This window comes from Streptomyces sp. NBC_00247 (assembly GCF_036188265.1).
Lineage (GTDB): Bacteria > Actinomycetota > Actinomycetes > Streptomycetales > Streptomycetaceae > Streptomyces.
In genome coordinates, this window is sequence record NZ_CP108093.1 from 6378417 (window position 1) to 6396971 (window position 18555).

Annotated in this window: 1 protein-coding gene; it reads left to right on the plus strand. The window is 71.5% G+C overall.

Annotation, left to right across the window (positions count from 1 at the left end):
- Positions 1–8 precede the first annotated feature (8 nt).
- A complete protein-coding gene (locus OHT52_RS27765; protein ID WP_328722905.1) occupies positions 9–18554 on the plus strand; it encodes a type I polyketide synthase in 18546 nt (6181 codons plus the stop codon).
- Position 18555 lies beyond the last annotated feature (1 nt).

Below are 18555 nucleotides of genomic sequence, written 5' to 3' on the forward strand. Positions count from 1 at the left end.
GCTCGACCATGGGTGAATTCCAGGCGCACACGTCGATACCGGCCGAAGCGATCGCCATCGTCGGAATGTCCTGCCGTCTGCCGCACGCGGAGAACCCCGCCCAGCTGTGGCACCTGCTGCGGGACGGCCGCAGCGCGATCGGCGAGCCTCCGGCAGGCCGTCCTGAACTGCCCTCCCGGCCGGGAGGCTATCTGGAGGACGTCAGCGGATTCGACGCCGGCTTCTTCGGCATCAGTCCACGTGAGGCCTCGGCGATGGATCCCCAGCAGCGCCTGATGCTCGAACTCGCCTGGGAAGCACTGGAGGACGCCAGGATCCTTCCGGCCGACCTCGCCGACAGCCGGACCGGGGTCTTCGTCGGCGTCATCGCCGACGACTACGCCGCCCTCACCCATCAGCACGGGATCGAGGGCATCACCCGTCACACGCTGACCGGTCTGAACCGTGGCGTCATCGCCAACAGGATCTCCTACACGCTGGGCCTGCACGGACCCAGCGCGGCCGTGGACACCGGCCAGTCCTCCTCACTGGTCGCCGTGCACCTTGCCGCCGAGAGCCTGCGCCGCGGCGAGTCCTCGGTGGCCATCGCCGGCGGCGTCAACCTCAACCTGGTGCCGGACAGCACCATCGGGGCCGAGAGGTTCGGCGGACTGTCCCCGGACGGCCTCAGCTTCACCTTCGACGCGCGGGCGAACGGGTACGTGCGGGGCGAGGGCGGCGCGTTCGTCGTCCTCAAACCGCTGGGCGCGGCCATAGCAGACGGAGACCCGGTCTACTGCGTGCTGCACGGCAGCGCGATGAACAACGACGGCGCGACCGAAGGGCTGACGGTGCCGAGCCCGGCCGGCCAGCGCGACGTCCTGAGACAGGCTTATCAGCGCGCCGAGGTCTCCGCCGACCAGGTCCAGTACGTCGAACTGCACGGCACGGGAACCAAGCTCGGCGACCCGATCGAGGGCTCCGCCCTCGGCGCGGTACTCGGGGAAGGCCGCGCGGACGGCACCGAACTGCGCGTCGGATCGGTGAAGACCAACGTCGGTCATTTGGAGGGCGCCGCCGGCATCGTCGGCCTGCTCAAGGCCGCGCTCTGCATCCGCAACCGCGAGCTCGTGCCGAGCCTGAACTTCGAGACCCCCAACCCGGACATCCCGCTCGACGAGCTGGGACTCTCCGTCCAGCTGAGCCGTGAGCCGTGGCCGCGCCCGGACCAGCCGCTCTACGCAGGTGTGAGTTCTTTCGGCATGGGCGGCACCAACTGCCACGTCGTACTGTCGGACTGGAGTGGAACCGAGCCGGTCGCGGAGTCCGCTGCGGTCGCCGAGCCCGTTCCGGGTCCGGTGCCGTGGGTGGTGTCGGGCAAGACCGGGGTTGCTCTGTCCGAGCAGGCGGGCCGGTTGGTGTCGTTCCTGGAGGAGCGGCCGGAGTGGGACGTCGCGGCGGTGGGCCGTTCTCTCGCGGTGTCGCGTGCTCGTTTCGACCATCGTGCGGTGGTGGTGGGGGAGTCCGGTGAGGAGCTGCTGGGCGGTCTGCGGGCGTTGGCGTCGGGTGGTCCTGCGGTTGGTGTGGTGTCCGGTCGAGTGGCGCGGGGTGGTTCGGTCGCGTTTCTGTTTTCGGGTCAGGGTAGTCAGCGTGTGGGGATGGGCCGTGGGTTGTATGCGGCGGAGCCGGTGTTCGCGGCGGTGTTCGACGAGGTTGTCGGGGCGTTGGACGTTCATTTGGACCGTTCGCTGGCTGGGGTGATCGAGGGTGAGCCGGAGTTGCTGGGGCGGACGGTGTTCACTCAGCCGGCGTTGTTCGCGATCGAGGTGGCTCTGTTCCGTCTTCTGGCTCATTACGGGGTGGAGCCGGATTATCTGGTCGGTCATTCCGTCGGTGAGCTGGCTGCGGCTCATGTCGCGGGTGTGTTGTCTCTTGAGGATGCGGCGCGGTTGGTGTGTGCGCGGGCGCGTCTGATGGAGGGGGTCGCGGAGGGTGGGGCGATGGTTGCCCTGAACGCGGGTGAGGCGCGTGTGCTGGGTTGGCTCGGTGGTCGTCCGGGTGTGGGCGTGGCGGGGTTCAACAGTCCTGGGAGCACGGTGGTTTCGGGTGATGAGGCCGCGGTGTTGGAGGTGTTGGAGGTTGCCAGGGCGGAGGGTGTGAAGGCGACCCGGTTGAGGGTGAGTCATGCTTTTCACTCCGCGCATTTGGATGTCGTGCTCGATGAGCTGACGGAGGTCGCCCGGGGTCTGACTCATGCGGTTCCCCGGATTCCGGTGGTTTCGAACGTGACGGGGGAGCTGGTCGAGGAGTTCACCGCTGAGTACTGGGCTGTTCAGGCTCGTTCGGCGGTTCGTTTCGCTCAGGGTGTCGGGACGCTCGCGGGTTTGGGTGTGACGGCGTTCGTGGAGCTGGGTCCGGACGGGACTCTGGCCGCTCTGGCCGGTGAGTGCCTGGCCGAGGCCGAGGGCACCGTGGTGGTTCCGTTGCTGCGCAAGGACCGTGACGAGAAGCGTTCGTTCCTCGCGGCCCTGGGCTCCGTGCACGCGCACGGTGTGGATGTGGACTGGCAGCGGTTCCTGCCGGGCTCCGCTCTGGCGGAACTCCCCACCTACGCATTCCAACGGCAGCCCTACTGGCTGGAAGGTCCGGCGATCGAGCCGGCACGGGCCCGGCCCGCCGCTGTGCCGCGCAACGAGCCGAAGCGGCCCGCCCCGCGAGGCGACGAACTCGAACTGGTCCGTGCGCACGTGGCGGCCGTGCTCGGCCACGGTTCTGCCCGCGACGTGGAGATCGACACGACCTTCAAGGACCTGGGGTTCGACTCCCTCTCGTCGGTCGAGCTCCGCAACGCGCTGAACGCGGCCACCGGGCTCGCACTGCCCGCCGGCCTCCTCTTCAACTACCCGACCCCCTCCACCCTCGCCCAGCACCTCGGTGACCAGCTCCTCGGCTTGGACCAGGACGACGACACGTTCGAGGCGGTCGCTCTCGACGAGCCGATCGCCATCGTGGGCATGGCCTGCCGGCTCCCGGGCGGCATCGCCTCGCCCGAGGACCTGTGGCGCTTGGTCAGCAGCGGCGTCGACGCCATCGACGGATTCCCGACCAACCGGGGCTGGGACCTCGACGCGCTGTTCGACCCCGACCCGGACCGCGCCGGCACGTCCTCGGTCGCCAAGGGCGGCTTCCTGCACGACGCCGACACGTTCGACGCCCAGTTCTTCGGCATCAGCCCCCGCGAAGCGGCGGCGATGGAGCCCCAGCAGCGGCTGCTGCTGGAGACGGCCTGGGAGGCCTTCGAGCGGGCGGGCATCGACCCCGCCGCCCTGCGCGGCACCCGTACCGGTGTGTACGTGGGCGCTGTGGCGCAGGAGTACGGCCCGCGGCTGCACGAGCCGTCCGGCGGATACGACGGCTACTTGCTGACGGGCAACACCGCCAGCGTGGCCTCGGGCCGGCTGGCCTACACCTTCGGTCTTGAGGGTCCGGCGGTCACCGTCGACACGGCCTGCTCGTCCTCGCTCGTCGCGCTGCACCTCGCCGCTCAGTCGTTGCGCCAGGGCGAGTCCTCCGTGACGATCGCCGGCGGTGTGTCCGTGATGGCGACGCCCGGCATGTTCGTGGAGTTCAGCCGGCAGCGCGGGCTGTCGCCGGACGGGCGTTGCAAGGCGTTCTCGGCGGCGGCGGACGGCACGGGCTGGGCCGAGGGCGTGGGTCTGCTGGTGCTGGAGCGGCTGTCGGACGCGCGGCGCAACGGGCACGAGGTGCTCGCGGTGATCCGTGGGTCGGCGGTCAACCAGGACGGCGCGAGCAACGGCCTGACCGCGCCGAACGGGCCTTCCCAGGAGCGGGTCATCCGGTCCGCGCTGGCCAACGCGCGCCTGTCCGCGTCCGAGGTGGACGTGGTGGAGGCGCACGGCACGGGCACCAGACTGGGCGACCCGATCGAGGCGCAGGCTCTGATCGCCACGTACGGCCAGGACCGTGAAGAGCCGCTTCGGCTTGGCTCGCTGAAGTCGAACATCGGTCACACGCAGGCCGCGGCGGGTGTCGCGGGTGTGATCAAGATGGTCATGGCCATGCGCAACGGGGTTCTTCCCGCGACGCTGCACGTGGACGAGCCGACGTCCGAGGTGGACTGGTCGGCGGGTGCGGTGGAGCTTTTGACGCGGGCCGAGGAGTGGCCGGTGCTCGACCGCCCGCGCAGGGCGGGGATCTCGTCCTTCGGTATCAGCGGGACCAACGCGCATCTCATCGTCGAGCAGGTCCGGGAAGCCGAAGCTCCGGTGGAGGAGCTGCCGGTTCCGGGTCCGGTGCCGTGGGTGGTGTCGGGCAAGACCGGGGTTGCTCTGTCGGAGCAGGCGGGGCGGTTGGTGTCGTTCCTGGGGGAGCGGCCGGAGTGGGACGTCGCGGCGGTGGGCCGTTCTCTCGCGGTGTCGCGTGCTCGTTTCGACCATCGTGCGGTGGTGGTGGGGGAGTCTCGTGAGGAGCTCCTCGACGGTCTGCGGGCGCTGGTCCCGGGGGAGGCCGCGCGGGGTGGTTCGGTCGCGTTTCTGTTTTCGGGTCAGGGTAGTCAGCGTGTGGGGATGGGCCGTGGGTTGTATGCGGCGGAGCCGGTGTTCGCGGCGGTGTTCGACGAGGTTGTCGGGGCGTTGGACGTTCATTTGGACCGTTCGCTGGCTGGGGTGATCGAGGGTGAGCCGGAGTTGCTGGGGCGGACGGTGTTCACTCAGCCGGCGTTGTTCGCGATCGAGGTGGCTCTGTTCCGTCTTCTGGCTCATTACGGGGTGGAGCCGGATTATCTGGTCGGTCATTCCGTCGGTGAGCTGGCTGCGGCTCATGTCGCGGGTGTGTTGTCTCTTGAGGATGCGGCGCGGTTGGTGTGTGCGCGGGCGCGTCTGATGGAGGGGGTCGCGGAGGGTGGGGCGATGGTTGCCCTGAACGCGGGTGAGGCGCGTGTGCTGGGTTGGCTCGGTGGTCGTCCGGGTGTGGGCGTGGCGGGGTTCAACAGTCCTGGGAGCACGGTGGTTTCGGGTGATGAGGCCGCGGTGCTGGAGGTGTTGGAGGTTGCCAGGGCGGAGGGTGTGAAGGCGACCCGGTTGAGGGTGAGTCATGCTTTTCACTCCGCGCATTTGGATGTCGTGCTCGATGAGCTGACGGAGGTCGCCCGGGGTCTGACTCATGCGGTTCCCCGGATTCCGGTGGTTTCGAACGTGACGGGGGAGCTGGTCGAGGAGTTCACCGCTGAGTACTGGGCTGTTCAGGCTCGTTCGGCGGTTCGTTTCGCTCAGGGTGTCGGGACGCTCGCGGGTTTGGGTGTGACGGCGTTCGTGGAGCTGGGTCCGGACGGGACTCTGGCCGCTCTGGCCGGTGAGTGCCTGGCCGAGGCCGAGGGCACCGTGGTGGTTCCGTTGCTGCGCAAGGACCGTGACGAGAAGCGTTCGTTCCTCGCGGCCCTGGGCTCCGTGCACGCGCACGGTGTGGATGTGGACTGGCAGCGGTTCCTGCCGGGCTCCGCTCTGGCGGAACTCCCCACCTACGCCTTCCAGCGTGAGCGTTTCTGGTTGGACGCGCCGCGTTCGGGTGATGCGGCGGGTCTGGGTCTGACGGCTGTGGACCATCCGTTGCTGGCCGCGGTGATCACGGAGCCCGAAGGGGACGCGGTGCAGTTCTCCGCGTCGGTGTCGCTGTCCACGCATTCGTGGCTGGCCGACCACGCGATCGGTGGGACGGTCCTCGTTCCCGGGACCGTGTTCCTCGAACTCGCGGGCCACGCGGCCGATCAGCTCGGCTACGCCACCGTCGAGGAACTCACCCTCCAAGCACCCCTGGCCCTCTCGGAGAAGACGGGCGCTCAGCTGCGGCTGACGGTCGACCAGGCCGATGCGCGCGGCGACCGGCAGTTCACGGTGTACTCGCGGACCGGCGACGAGCAGTGGACCGCCCACGCGGCCGGCGTGCTCACGTCCTCCGTCCCCTCGCCCGGCGTGTCCCTGGACCAGTGGCCCCCGGCCGATGGCACACCCATCCCGCTGGACGGCGTCTACGACCGCCTCGACGAGCTGGGTTACGGCTACGGCCCGGCCTTCCGCGGCCTGCGCGCCGCCTGGCGCGCCGGTGACGAACTCTTCGCCGAAGTCTCCCTGCCCGACCAGTTGCACAACGAAGCCGCCCGCTTCGGTGTGCACCCCGCCCTCCTCGACGCGGTTCTGCACCCGCTCGTACTGGAGGCCGCGGCCGCGGCGCAGGACGACAGCGTGATCCGTCTGCCGTTCTCGTTCTCGGGCTTCGCGCTGCACGCGGTCGGTGCCACGGTGCTGCGCGTCCGCTGGACCCGCACCGGCCAGGACACGGCGCGTCTTGCCCTCGCCGACGGGTCCGGCGCCCCGGTGGCGGCGATCGAGGCGGTCGCGCTGCGGCCGATCGCCCGCGATCAGCTCGTCGTGGCCGGCCCGGCTGTGGAGTCCCTGTACCGAGTGGCCTGGGAGGCCGTCCCGACGGCCGGACCGGTAGCCGACCAGCGGTGGGTCCGGCTGGGCGAGGCGCCCCATGCCGACCTCGCCGCGCTCAGCGCCGCGATCGACGCCGGCTTCGACGTACCGGAGTTCGTGGTGATCGGCGAGCAGGAGCTCGTCGCCGGCGCCACCGGTGATCTGCTCGCCCGGACCCATGCCACGGCGGCGCGCGGGCTGGAGGCAGTGCAGGAATGGCTGGCCGCCCCGCAGTTCGCGGAGAGCCGTCTCGTCGTCGTCGTGCCGGACGGCGCGCTGCACACGGCCCCGCTCGCGGGGCTGATCCGTACCGCGCAGACCGAGCAGCGGGACCGACTGGTCCTCGCCGCCCTCGATGAGGGTGGTCTGGAGCTGCTGCCTGCGGTGCTGGCTTCGGGCGAGCCCGAGGTGGCGGTGCGTGGTGGTGGGTTGTTCGTGCCGCGTCTGGCGCGTGCCGCGGGTGCTGCGGCGGATGTGGTGGAGGGCCTGGATCCGGAGGGTACGGTCCTGGTGACCGGTGCTCTGGGTACGTTGGGCCGTCTGGTCGCGCGTCGGCTGGTGACGCATCACGGTGCGCGGCATCTGCTGTTGGTGTCTCGTCGTGGTGGTGAGACTCCGGGTGCTGAGGAGTTCGTGGCGGAGCTCGCGGAGTTGGGTGCGCGGGCTTCGGTCGCGGCGTGCGACGTGTCGGACTTCGACGCGTTGGCGGGTCTGCTGGACGAGGTGGCGGTCGAGCGTCCGTTGACGGCCGTGGTGCACACGGCGGGTGTTCTGGATGATGCGACGGTCGCGTCGTTGTCGGCGGGGCATCTGGAGCGGGTGATGCGGCCGAAGGTCGACGCGGCCTGGAACCTCCACCGCCTCACCGAGTCCCTCGGCCTTGCCTCGTTCGTCATGTTCTCGTCCATCGCGGGTCTCATGGGCAACGCCGGCCAGGCGAACTACGCAGCCGCGAACACCTTCCTCGACGCCCTCGCGCAGCACCGCCGCGCCCAGGGCCTGCCCGCCACCTCCCTCGCGTGGAGTCTGTGGGACAGCGCCGACGGCATGGCTGGAACCCTCGCCGACGCCGACGTGGCGCGGTGGAAGCGGAGCGGAATCGTCCCCCTGACGCCCGAACTGGGTCTCGAACTGTTCGATGTGGCCCTCGCCTCGGCGGAGCCGCTGCTGGTCCCCGCCGAACTCGACCGGGGCGCACTGCGGACCCGCGCCGAGGAGAACGCACTCCCCGAGCTGTTCACCGGCCTGGTCCGCGTCCGCCGCCGGCAGGCGGCCGGTGCCGCCCGCGGCGCCGACTCGTCGTGGGTCCAGCGGCTGCTCCTGCTGGGCGCGCAAGAGCGGGCGCAGGCCGTGCTCCAGACCGTGCTGGAGACCGTGGGGCTGGTCCTCGGGCACGGCGCGAACGCCGACATCGACCCGACAAGACCCTTCAAGGACACCGGCTTCGACTCCCTCACCGGTGTCGAACTGCGCAACCGTCTCAACTTGGTGACCGGGCTGCGCCTTCCCACCACCCTCGTCTTCGACCACCCGTCGCCCCGGGCCGTGGCGGACTTCCTGCTGCACCGGCTCGACGCGACCGCGACGGCCGTCGTCCCGTCGGTCGTCGCCCACGCGCCGGGACTGGACGAGCCGATCGCGGTGGTCGGCATGGGCTGCCGTTATCCCGGTGGGGTCGCCTCGCCGGAGGATCTGTGGCAGTTGGTGGCGGAGGGGCGGGACGCGATCGGGGAGTTCCCGGGCGACCGTGGGTGGGACGTGGAGGGTCTCTTCGATCCGGACCCGGAGAAGATCGGCAAGTCGTACACGCGTAGGGGCGGATTCCTCTACGACGCGGCCGAGTTCGACGCGGAGTTCTTCGGTCTGAGTCCGCGGGAGGCCACGGCGACGGACCCGCAGCAGCGTGTGTTGCTGGAGGTCGCGTGGGAGGCGTTGGAGCGGGCGGGTATCGATCCGGCTTCGCTGCGCGGCTCTTCGACGGGTGTGTACGCGGGTGTGATGTACAACGACTACGGGCTGCGGTTGGGGAGTGCTCCGGAGGGTTATGAGGGGCATTTGCTGACGGGCACGATCGCAAGTGTCCTGTCGGGCCGGGTGGCGTACACCTTCGGTCTTGAGGGTCCGGCGGTGACGTTGGACACGGCGTGTTCCTCGTCGTTGGTGGCGGTGCACCTGGCGGCCCAGGCGCTGCGTCAGGGTGAGTGCTCGATGGCGTTGGCCGGGGGTGTCACGGTGATGTCGACGCCGAACACGTTCGTGGAGTTCTCGCGTCAGCGGGGTCTGTCCCCGGACGGGACGTGCAAGTCGTTCGCGGCTTCCGCGGACGGTACGGGCTGGAGCGAGGGCGCCGGCGTGCTGGTGCTGGAGCGTCTGTCGGACGCGCGGCGTCTCGGCCACGACGTCCTCGGTGTGATCCGCGGCTCCGCCGTGAACCAGGACGGTGCGAGCAACGGCCTCACCGCCCCCAACGGGCCCTCCCAGGAACGCGTCATCCGCCAGGCCCTCGCCAACGCCCGCCTTGCTCCGCACGAGGTGGACGCTGTCGAGGCACACGGCACCGGCACCCGGCTCGGTGACCCGATCGAGGCCAACGCGCTGCTGGCCACCTACGGCCAGGACCGCGACGAGCCGCTGCGTCTGGGCTCGATCAAGTCGAACATTGGTCACACGCAGGCCGCGGCGGGTGTCGCGGGGATCATCAAGATGCTGATGGCGATGCGTAAGGGGGAGCTTGCGGCGACTCTGCACGTGGACGAGCCGACTCCGCACGTCGACTGGTCGACGGGCGCTGTGGAGCTGGTCACCGAGCGCCGGGCCTGGCCGGAGGTGACGCGTCCGCGTCGTGCGGCGGTTTCCTCGTTCGGTATCAGTGGCACCAACGCCCACGTGGTCCTGGAACAGGGCCCGGCGGCAGCCCGGTCCGACGAGCCGGTGGTCGACGGGCTTCCGCTGGTGGTCTCCGCGAAGAGCGAGGCGGCCCTGGCCGCGCGTGCGGGGCAGGTGCGTGAGCTGCTGGCTTCGGAGGCCGTCGACCCGGCGCGGGTGGCTTCGGCCCTCGCGACCAGGGTTCCGCACCTCGCTTTCCGTGCGGCGGTTTCGGGTGCCGGCCGGGAGGAGGTCCTGGCGGGTCTGGAGGCGCTGGCCTCGGGCGGATCGGCCGCGAATCTGGTCCAGGGGGCGGTCTCCGGTTCGGGGAAGACGGTGTTCGTGTTCCCGGGGCAGGGTTCGCAGTGGCAGGGCATGGCGCTGGAGCTCTTCGATTCCTCCGCGGTGTTCGCGGATCGGCTGGTGGAGTGTGAGCGGGCGTTGGCGCCGTTCACGCACTGGTCGCTCATGGACGTCCTGCGTGGTGTCGAGGGGGCGCCCGGGTTCGACCGGGTGGACGTCGTGCAGCCGGCGCTGTGGGCGGTGATGGTGTCGCTGGCCGCGCTCTGGCGGTCGGTGGGTATCGAGCCGGACGCCGTGATCGGTCACTCGCAGGGCGAGATCGCGGCTGCGGCCGTGTCCGGGGCGCTGTCCCTGGACGACGCGGCGAAGGTCGTGGCGCTGCGCAGCCGGGCGATCGTGAAGCTTGCGGGTACGGGCGGGATGGTCTCGGTGGCCCTGCCGGCCGGGGAAGTCCGTGACCTCATCACCCGCTGGGACGGCGCCATCGACATCGCCGCACACAACGGCCCGCGTTCCGTCGTGGTCGCCGGCGAGGTGACCGCTCTGGAGGAGATGGTCGCCTACTGCAAGGCGAACAAGATGCGTGCCAAGCGCATCCCCGTCGACTACGCCTCCCACTCCGCGCGCGTGGAAAGCCTGCGGGACGAGCTCTTGGACGCCCTTTCCTCGCTCACCCCGCGCGCGGTCAAGGTGCCCTTCCTGTCCACCGTCACCGGGCAGCCGCTGGACGGCACCGAGCTCGACGGCTCCTACTGGTTTCGCAACCTCCGCCAGACCGTCCAGCTTCAAGAGGCCGTGGGGACCCTGCTCGAGCAGGGTCACCGCGTCTTCATCGAGGCCAGTGCCCACCCCGTGCTGACCATCGCCTTGCAGGAGACCATCGACGACGGCTCGTACGACAGCGCCGTCACCGTGCCTTCGCTCCACCGTGGCGAGGGCGGACTCGACGACTTCCTGGCCTCCGCGGCGCAGGCCCACGTCTCGGGCGCTCCCCTCGACTGGGCCGCCGTGTCCGTCGGACCCGGCGCGGTCGTCGACCTGCCGACCTATCCCTTCCAGCGGCGGCGGTACTGGCTGGAGGGAACGGCGCTCGCCGGGGACGCGGGCGGGCTCGGCATGGCTGCCGAGCGGCACCCGCTCATCGGGGCCGCGCTCTGGATGGCCGACGAGGACAAGCTGGTCCTCAGCGGCCGGATCGCCCTGAACGCACAGCCCTGGCTGGCCGACCACGCCGTGGCCGGCACCGTATTGCTCCCCGGCACCGCCTTCGTGGACCTCGCCATCCGCGCGGGTGACCACACCGGCCTCGACCAACTCGACGAGCTGACCCTGCAGGCTCCGCTGGTGCTGGCAGGCCGGGCCGGAGTACAGCTCCAGGTCGTGGTCGACGCTCCGGACGAGGAGGGCCGGCGTGCGCTGGCGGTCCACTCCCGCCCGGAGCCCGGGTCCGACGACGCCCCCGTCCACCAGTGGACCCTGCACGCCACCGGTGTGCTCGGGCACGCGGAAGGGCCTGCGACCCCACCGGCCGATACTGACTGGCCCCCGGCCGGCGCCGAGCCGGTCGACCTGACGGCGGCGTACGACACGCTCGCCGAGCGGGGCTTCCAGTACGGACCCACCTTCCGGGGCCTGCGGGCGCTGTGGCGCGCCGGACAGGAGATGTTCGCCGAGGTCGCCCTCCCGAAGGACGTCCCGCTGGGCGAGTTCGGGATCCATCCGGCGCTCCTCGACGCCGCCCTGCACCCGCTGGCGCTCGCGGAGGACGGTCGCCTGGTGCTGCCGTTCGCCTGGACCGGAGTGCGCCTGCACGCGGTGGACGCCAGCGTGCTGCGGGTACGGATCACCCCCGAAGGCCCGGGCACCGCCCTGTCCCTCGCCGACGCGAGCGGTGCTCCGATCGCCTCGGTGCAAACGCTCAGCCTGCGGGCCGTCGACCCCGCGCAGCTGGCCGGCCCGGTCACCCCCCGCCCGCCGCTGCTACAGGTCGAGTGGACGACCGCCCCGCAGGCCGGTCCGGTCCAGGACTGGGCCGTCCTCGACGCGGCCGGCCACGGTCTGCCCGCCCCTCTGGGCAGCTACTCGGATCTCGCCGGCATCGTCGGAACCCCGCCGCTCGTCGTGGTCCCCTTCCCCGGCGAGGACGGTCCCGGCGCCGTGGCACACCGTGCTCTGCGACTGGCCCAGGCATGGCTCACCGAGGAGCGGTTCGCCGACTCGCGTCTGGTCTTCGTGACCCGTGACGCGACCACCGCCCGCACGGAGGCCGGCCTCGGCTCGGCTCCCGTCTGGGGGCTCGTGCGTACCGCCATGGCCGAGAACCCCGACCGGTTCGGCCTGCTGGACCTGGCGGACTGGGACCTCTCCGAGGCCGACCTCGGCCGCGCGCTGGCCGTACCGGAAGCACAGGTGAGCCTGCGGGAAGGGGAGTTGTTCGTACCGCGGCTGATCAAGGCACCCACGACGGGCGACGCCGTGTCCGCCCTGAACCCCGAGGGCACCGTGCTCATCACGGGCGCCACCGGCACCCTGGGTCAGCTGTTCGCCCGCCACCTCGTCGCCGAACACGGCGTACGGCACCTGCTGCTGGCGAGCCGCCGCGGCCGGGACGCCGCTGGCATGCTGGAGCTGGAGGCCGAACTCGCCGCGCACGGGGCCGATGCGGCCATGGTCGTCTGTGACACGGCCGATCGCTCCGCGGTCGCCGCGATGCTGGAGGCGATCCCGGCGGAGCGCCCGCTCACCGCGGTGCTGCACACCGCCGGCGTTCTCGACGACGGCACGCTTCAGGCCCTCACGGCCGAGCAGCTGGACACCGTACTGCGTCCCAAGGTCGATGCCGCCCGGCACCTGCACGAGCTCACGGCGGACCTGGAACTGGACGCGTTCGTACTGTTCTCCTCGCTGGCCGGTACGGTCGGCGCCGCAGGACAGGCCAACTACGCGGCGGCCAACACCTATCTGGACGCGCTCGCGGTTCACCGCCAGGCCACGGGCCTGCCGGGCACCTCCCTCGCCTGGGGCCTGTGGGCCGAGGGCAGCGGCATGACCGGTCACCTGAACGACGCCGACCTCGCCCGCATGTCCCGGAGCGGTATCGCCCCCATCGGCAGCGAACAGGGGCTGGCGTTGTTTGACGCGGCCCTCGCGACCCGTCGGCCGGCGCTCGTCCCGGCGCTGCTCGACTACACCGGACTGCGCGCGCAGAGCGAGGACGGCGTGCTGCCCGAGCTGTTCCACGGCCTGGTGCGCCCGGCGCGGCGCGCCGCCGTCGGCGAGCATGCGGGTGGCAACTCGCTCCAGGAACGCCTGGGGGCCCTGACACCACAGGACCAGGAGCGTGCACTGCTCGAACTGGTCCGTGGCGTGGTGGCCTCCGTGCTGGGGCACACCGACGCCGACCAGGTCGCGCCCGACCGTGCCTTCAGCGAGCTGGGCTTCGACTCGCTCAAAGCGGTGGAACTGCGCAACCGGCTGAACGCGGCAGCAGGCCTGAAACTGCCCGCGACGCTGGTCTTCGACTACCCGAACACGGTCGATCTGGCCGGCTACCTGCGGACCGAACTGCTCGGTTCCGCCGCCGCGGCGGTCGCCGCCGAACCGGTCGTCGGTGCCTCGGACGAGCCGATCGCGATCGTGGCGATGGCCTGCCGTTACCCGGGCGAGGTCGGCTCCCCGGAGGAGCTGTGGTCACTGCTGTCCGACGAGCGAGACGCCATCGGCCCGTTCCCGAACGACCGCGGCTGGGACCTGGACGGTCTGTACGACGCGGACCCCGACCACGTCGGCACCTCCTACACGCGGCACGGCGGATTCCTCTACGGAGCACCGCAGTTCGACCCCGATCTCTTCGGGGTGAGCGCCAGAGAGGCTACCGCCATCGACCCGCAGCAGCGCCTGCTGCTGGAGATCTGCTGGGAGGCCTTCGAGCGGGCGGGCATGGACCCGACCTCGCTCAAGGGCAGCCAGACCGGTGTGTTCGCCGGTGTCATGGCGAACGACTACGCGGCACGCCTCAAGAACGCCCCGGAGACCCTGGAGGGCTACCTGTCGGTCGGCAGCACGGTCAGTGCCGCCTCCGGCCGGGTCGCCTACACCTTCGGCCTGCAGGGCCCGGCGATCACCGTCGACACCGCGTGCTCCTCCTCGCTCGTCTCGATCCACCTGGCGGCGCAGGCGCTGCGCAATGGCGAGTGCGGGCTGGCCCTGGCCGGCGGTGTGACGGTACTCGCCGCACCGACCCTGTTCGTCGAGTTCAGCCGGCAGCGCGGACTGGCGCCGGACGGCCGGTGCAAGCCCTTCGCCGGGCAGGCGGACGGGGCGGCCTGGGCCGAGGGCGCCGGAATCCTCTTGCTGGAGCGGCTCTCCGACGCACAGCGCAACGGCCACCGGATCCTGGGCGTGATCCGCGGAACCGCCGTCAACCAGGACGGTGCGAGCAACGGCCTGACCGCCCCCAACGGTCCGTCCCAGGAGCGGGTGATCCGCCAGGCCCTGACCAACGCGGGTCTGACCACCGCGGACGTGGACGCGCTGGAGGCCCACGGCACCGGCACCACGCTCGGCGATCCGATCGAGGCCCAGGCGGTTCTCGCCACCTACGGTCAGGAGCGTTTGTCGCCCCTTCTCATGGGTTCGCTGAAGTCCAACATCGGGCACTCCCAGGCCGCCGCCGGTGTGGCCGGCGTCATCAAGATGGTCATGGCGATGCAGCACGGGGTGCTTCCCAAGAGTCTTCACATCGACGAGCCCAGCACCCACGTGGACTGGTCCGCAGGCCAGGTGGAACTGCTCACCGAGTCGGTGCCATGGCCCGAGGCCGAGCGGCCGCGCCGGGCGGGAGTGTCCTCTTTCGGCATCAGTGGTACCAACGCCCACGTCATCGTGGAGCAGCCGCCGTCCGAGGGCGCGCTCCCGGCGGCCGAGCCGATACCGGTCGTGCCGTTGGTGCTGTCCGCGCACAACGACGCGGCCCTGCTGGCGCAGGCCGACCAGGTGGGCGCGATCCTTGCCGACACCGGGCAGCCGGACCTGGCCTCGACGGGCCGGGCCCTGGCCGTCGGGCGCGCCGGACTGCCGCACCGCGCCGTGGTGGTGGCCTCCACCACCACGGAGGCGGTCGACGGGCTCGCGGCACTGACCGTGCGGGGCACACCTGTGGACGGCCGCACGGCCTTCCTCTTCACCGGTCAGGGCAGCCAGCGGCTGGGCATGGGCCGGGAGCTGTACACCACATACCCCGCCTACGCCGAGGCACTGGACGCCGTGTGCGAAGAGCTCGACCGGTGGCTGGAGACGCCGTTGATCGAGGTCCTCTTCGGTGAGGACCCCGCGCCGCTCGACCGGACCGGCTACACGCAGGCCGCCCTGTTCGCCACGGAAGTCGCGCTCTACCGGCTCCTCGAAGGCTGGGGAGTGAGGCCGGACTTCCTTGCGGGTCACTCCATCGGCGAACTGGCCGCCGCGCATGTCGCCGGCGTCCTCTCGCTGGCGGACGCGGCGCGGCTCGTCGCCGCCCGCGGCCGGCTGATGCAGGCGCTGCCCGGCGGCGGCGCGATGCTCGCCGTACAGGCCGGGGAACACGAACTGCTTCCGCTGCTCGCCGGACGCGAGGACCTGCTCGGCATCGCCGCGGTCAACGGCCCGGCCTCCGTGGTGCTCTCGGGCGACGCGGAAGCCGTCGACGCCATCGGAGCCGAACTGGCGGCCCAGGGGCGCAAGACCAAGCGGTTGCGTGTCAGCCACGCCTTCCACTCACCGCACATGGACGCGATGCTGGAAGCATTCCAGGCGGTCGCGAAGGGGCTCAGGTTCTCCGCACCCAGAATCCCGATCGTCTCCACCCTGACCGGGCAGCAGGTCGGCGCCGAGGAACTGACCACGCCCGAGTACTGGGTCCGGCACGTGCGCCGGCCCGTGCGCTTCCTGGACGCGGCACGCGCCCTGCACGCCGCAGGCGTACGAACCTTCCTGGAGCTCGGCCCGGACGGCGTACTCAGCGCGATGGCGCAGGACTTCCTCGACGAGGGATCGCTCCTGGTACCGGTGCTGCGTGGCGGGCGCCCCGAAGCGCACACGGCCGTCACGGCCCTGGCCCACGCCCACGTCCGAGGGGTGGCGGTGGACTGGCGCGCACTGTTCGGCGCCGGACCGGCCGCGGACCTGCCGACCTACCCGTTCCAGCGCCGGCGCTACTGGCTCGCGGAGGGGCCCGGCGGCGGTGACGTGACCTCGGCCGGTCTGGACTCCGCACGGCACCCGTTGCTCGGAGCCGCGGTACCGCTCGCCGACTCCGACGGCGTCCTGTTCACCGGCCGGATCTCGGCCCGCAGCCACCCGTGGTTCGCGGACCACACCGTCGCCGGCACCCTGATGGTCCCGGGCACCGCCCTGGTGGAGGTCACCCTGCACGCGGGCGCCGCACTCGGCTGCCGGCGCTTGGAGGAACTCACCCTCCAGGCACCCCTGGTACTTCCCGACGAGGGCGCGCTTCAGCTCCAGATCACCGTCGGCGGCCCCGACGGAGACGGCCGCAGGCCCGTCGCCGTCCACTCGCGCGGGGACCGGGACGGCGACGTCTGGAACCGGCACGCCGTCGGAACCGTCGTCGCAGCCCCCGGCGTCGGCCCCGACCTGGACCCCGACCTCGCATCCTGGCCTCCGGCCGGCGCCGAACCGCAGCCCGTCGAGGACCTCTACGATCGCCTCGCCGGCCAAGGCTACGGCTACGGCCCCGCCTTCCAGGGACTCCAGGCGGCATGGCGGTCGGGCGACGACCTCTACGCCGAGGTACGGCTGCCCGTCGACCCCGCCGGATTCGGCCTGCACCCGGCCCTGTTCGACGCCTCGCTGCACGCGCTGCTCCTGGAGGAGACGGCCGGACTCCGGCTGCCCTTCTCCTTCGGCGGCGTCCAGCTGACCGGTTCCCGGTCCGACGCCCTGCGCGTGAAGCTGTCGGCGGGCCCGGACGGGACCGTCGCCGTCACCATCGCCGACGACACGGGCGCACCGGTCGCCACCGTCGCCTCGCTCGCACTGCGGGCACTGCCGGCGGGCACCGCGCTGAGCCGCCCCGGCGACCAGCACTTGTACGGGGTGGAGCGGGCCCGTGTGGAATGCCCCACCGGGGGCGGGACGACACTCGTGGTCCTCGGCTCGACCGACCTCGGACTCCCCGCGGAGCACTATGCCGGCCTCGCCGAGTTCGTGGCCGCGACGGCGGACGGCGCGGCCGCACCCGACGTGGTCGTACTTCCGGTACGCCAGGCTCCTCCGCAGGAGGCCGGCCAGGTCACGCGGGAGGTGCTCGCCGTACTGCGGGAGTGGCTCGCCGGCGACGCGGCGGCAGGAGCGCGGCTCGCCGTGGTCAGCACCGGAGAACTGGCGCACAGTGCCTTGTCCGGGTTGATGCGGGTCGCCGAGTCGGAACACCCGGGACGCTTCCAGCACGTGATCACGGCCGGCCTGCCGGCCGATCGCGAGCTGCTGGCCGCGGCCATGGCCGACCCCCGACCGCAGCTCGAACTGTACGAGGGACAGGCCTACGTGACCCGGCTCACGAAGGTTCGGCACCCTGACCGGACCCCCGACGCCGGGGCCGCGTTCGACCCGGAGCACACGGTACTGATCACCGGTGGCACGGGCGCACTGGGAGCCCAGGTCGCCCGGCACCTGGTCACGGCGCGCGGCGCCCGCCGCCTGCTGCTCACCAGCCGGCGAGGCGGGGCGCAGGACCTGGCCGCCGAACTGACGGCGCTCGGCGCGGACGTACGGGTCGAGGCATGCGACGCGGCCGACCGCGAAGCGCTGGCCGCACTGCTCGCCACGATCCCGGACGAGCACCCGCTCACCGCGGTCGTGCACGCGGCCGGAGTGGTCGAGGACTCCACGCTGGAGGCCATGAGCCCCGAGAGCCTCTCGCGGGTCCTGCGGCCGAAGGTGGAGGCCGCCTGGAACCTGCACGAGCTGACCGCCGGACTGGAGCTGACGGACTTCGTCCTCTTCTCCTCCGTCGCCGGCTTGGTGGGCAACGCCGGACAGGCCAACTACGCCGCCGGCAACACCTTCCTGGACGCACTGGCCGAACACCGCCGTACCGACGGCCTGCCCGCCGTGTCCCTCGCCTGGGGCATGTGGCAGGACGGCATGGCCAACGACCTCGACCAGGCCGACCGCGCCAGGCTCGCACGCAACGGGATCCTCCCGCTGCCGACCGGCCATGCCCTCGCGGCCCTCGACACGGCCCTGGCCGGAGGCGGGACACCACAAGCCGGCAGCGCGGCCGGCACCCGACCGGTGCTCGTGCCCGTGGCACTCGACCTCGCGGCGCTGCGCAGCCTCGGGGACGCACTGCCCGAGCTGTACCGGGGTCTGGTGCGCACCGAGCGCCAAGCCGTCCGGAGGACCTCCGCTCCCGCGGAGATCCCGCTGGCACAGCGGCTCACGGGGCTGGATGCGGCGGACCAGCAACTGCTCCTGCTCGACTTCGTCAGGGAACAGGTCGGCGTCGTCCTGGCGCACCCGTCCCCGCGGGCGATCGACGTCCAGCGCGGACTGCTGGACCTGGGCTTCGACTCGCTCACCGCCGTCGAACTCCGCAACAGGCTGAACAGCGCCACCGGACTGCGGTTGCCCAGCACGCTCGTCTTCGACCACCCGACCACGCAGGCCGTCGCCACATACCTGCGGGGCGAACTGGTCGGCGAAGCGGCAGACCCGATCCAGGCAGCACTGGACGCACTGGAGGCCGCTCTCTCCGCCGCCGCCCAGTCGGACGGCTCCGGACCGGCAGGAACGTACGCCGCGCGACTGCGCGGCCTGCTGCGGACGGTGGACGGCGCTCCCGACGGCGCCGATATCGGCCTGGCAACCGACGACGAACTCTTCGCAGCACTTGACAACGAACTCGGCAGGTAGA

Coding starts and splice junctions, on each gene's coding strand:
- OHT52_RS27765 (WP_328722905.1), top strand. CDS start 9: ATGGGTGAATTCCAGGCGCACACGTCGATACCGGCCGAAGCGATCGCC.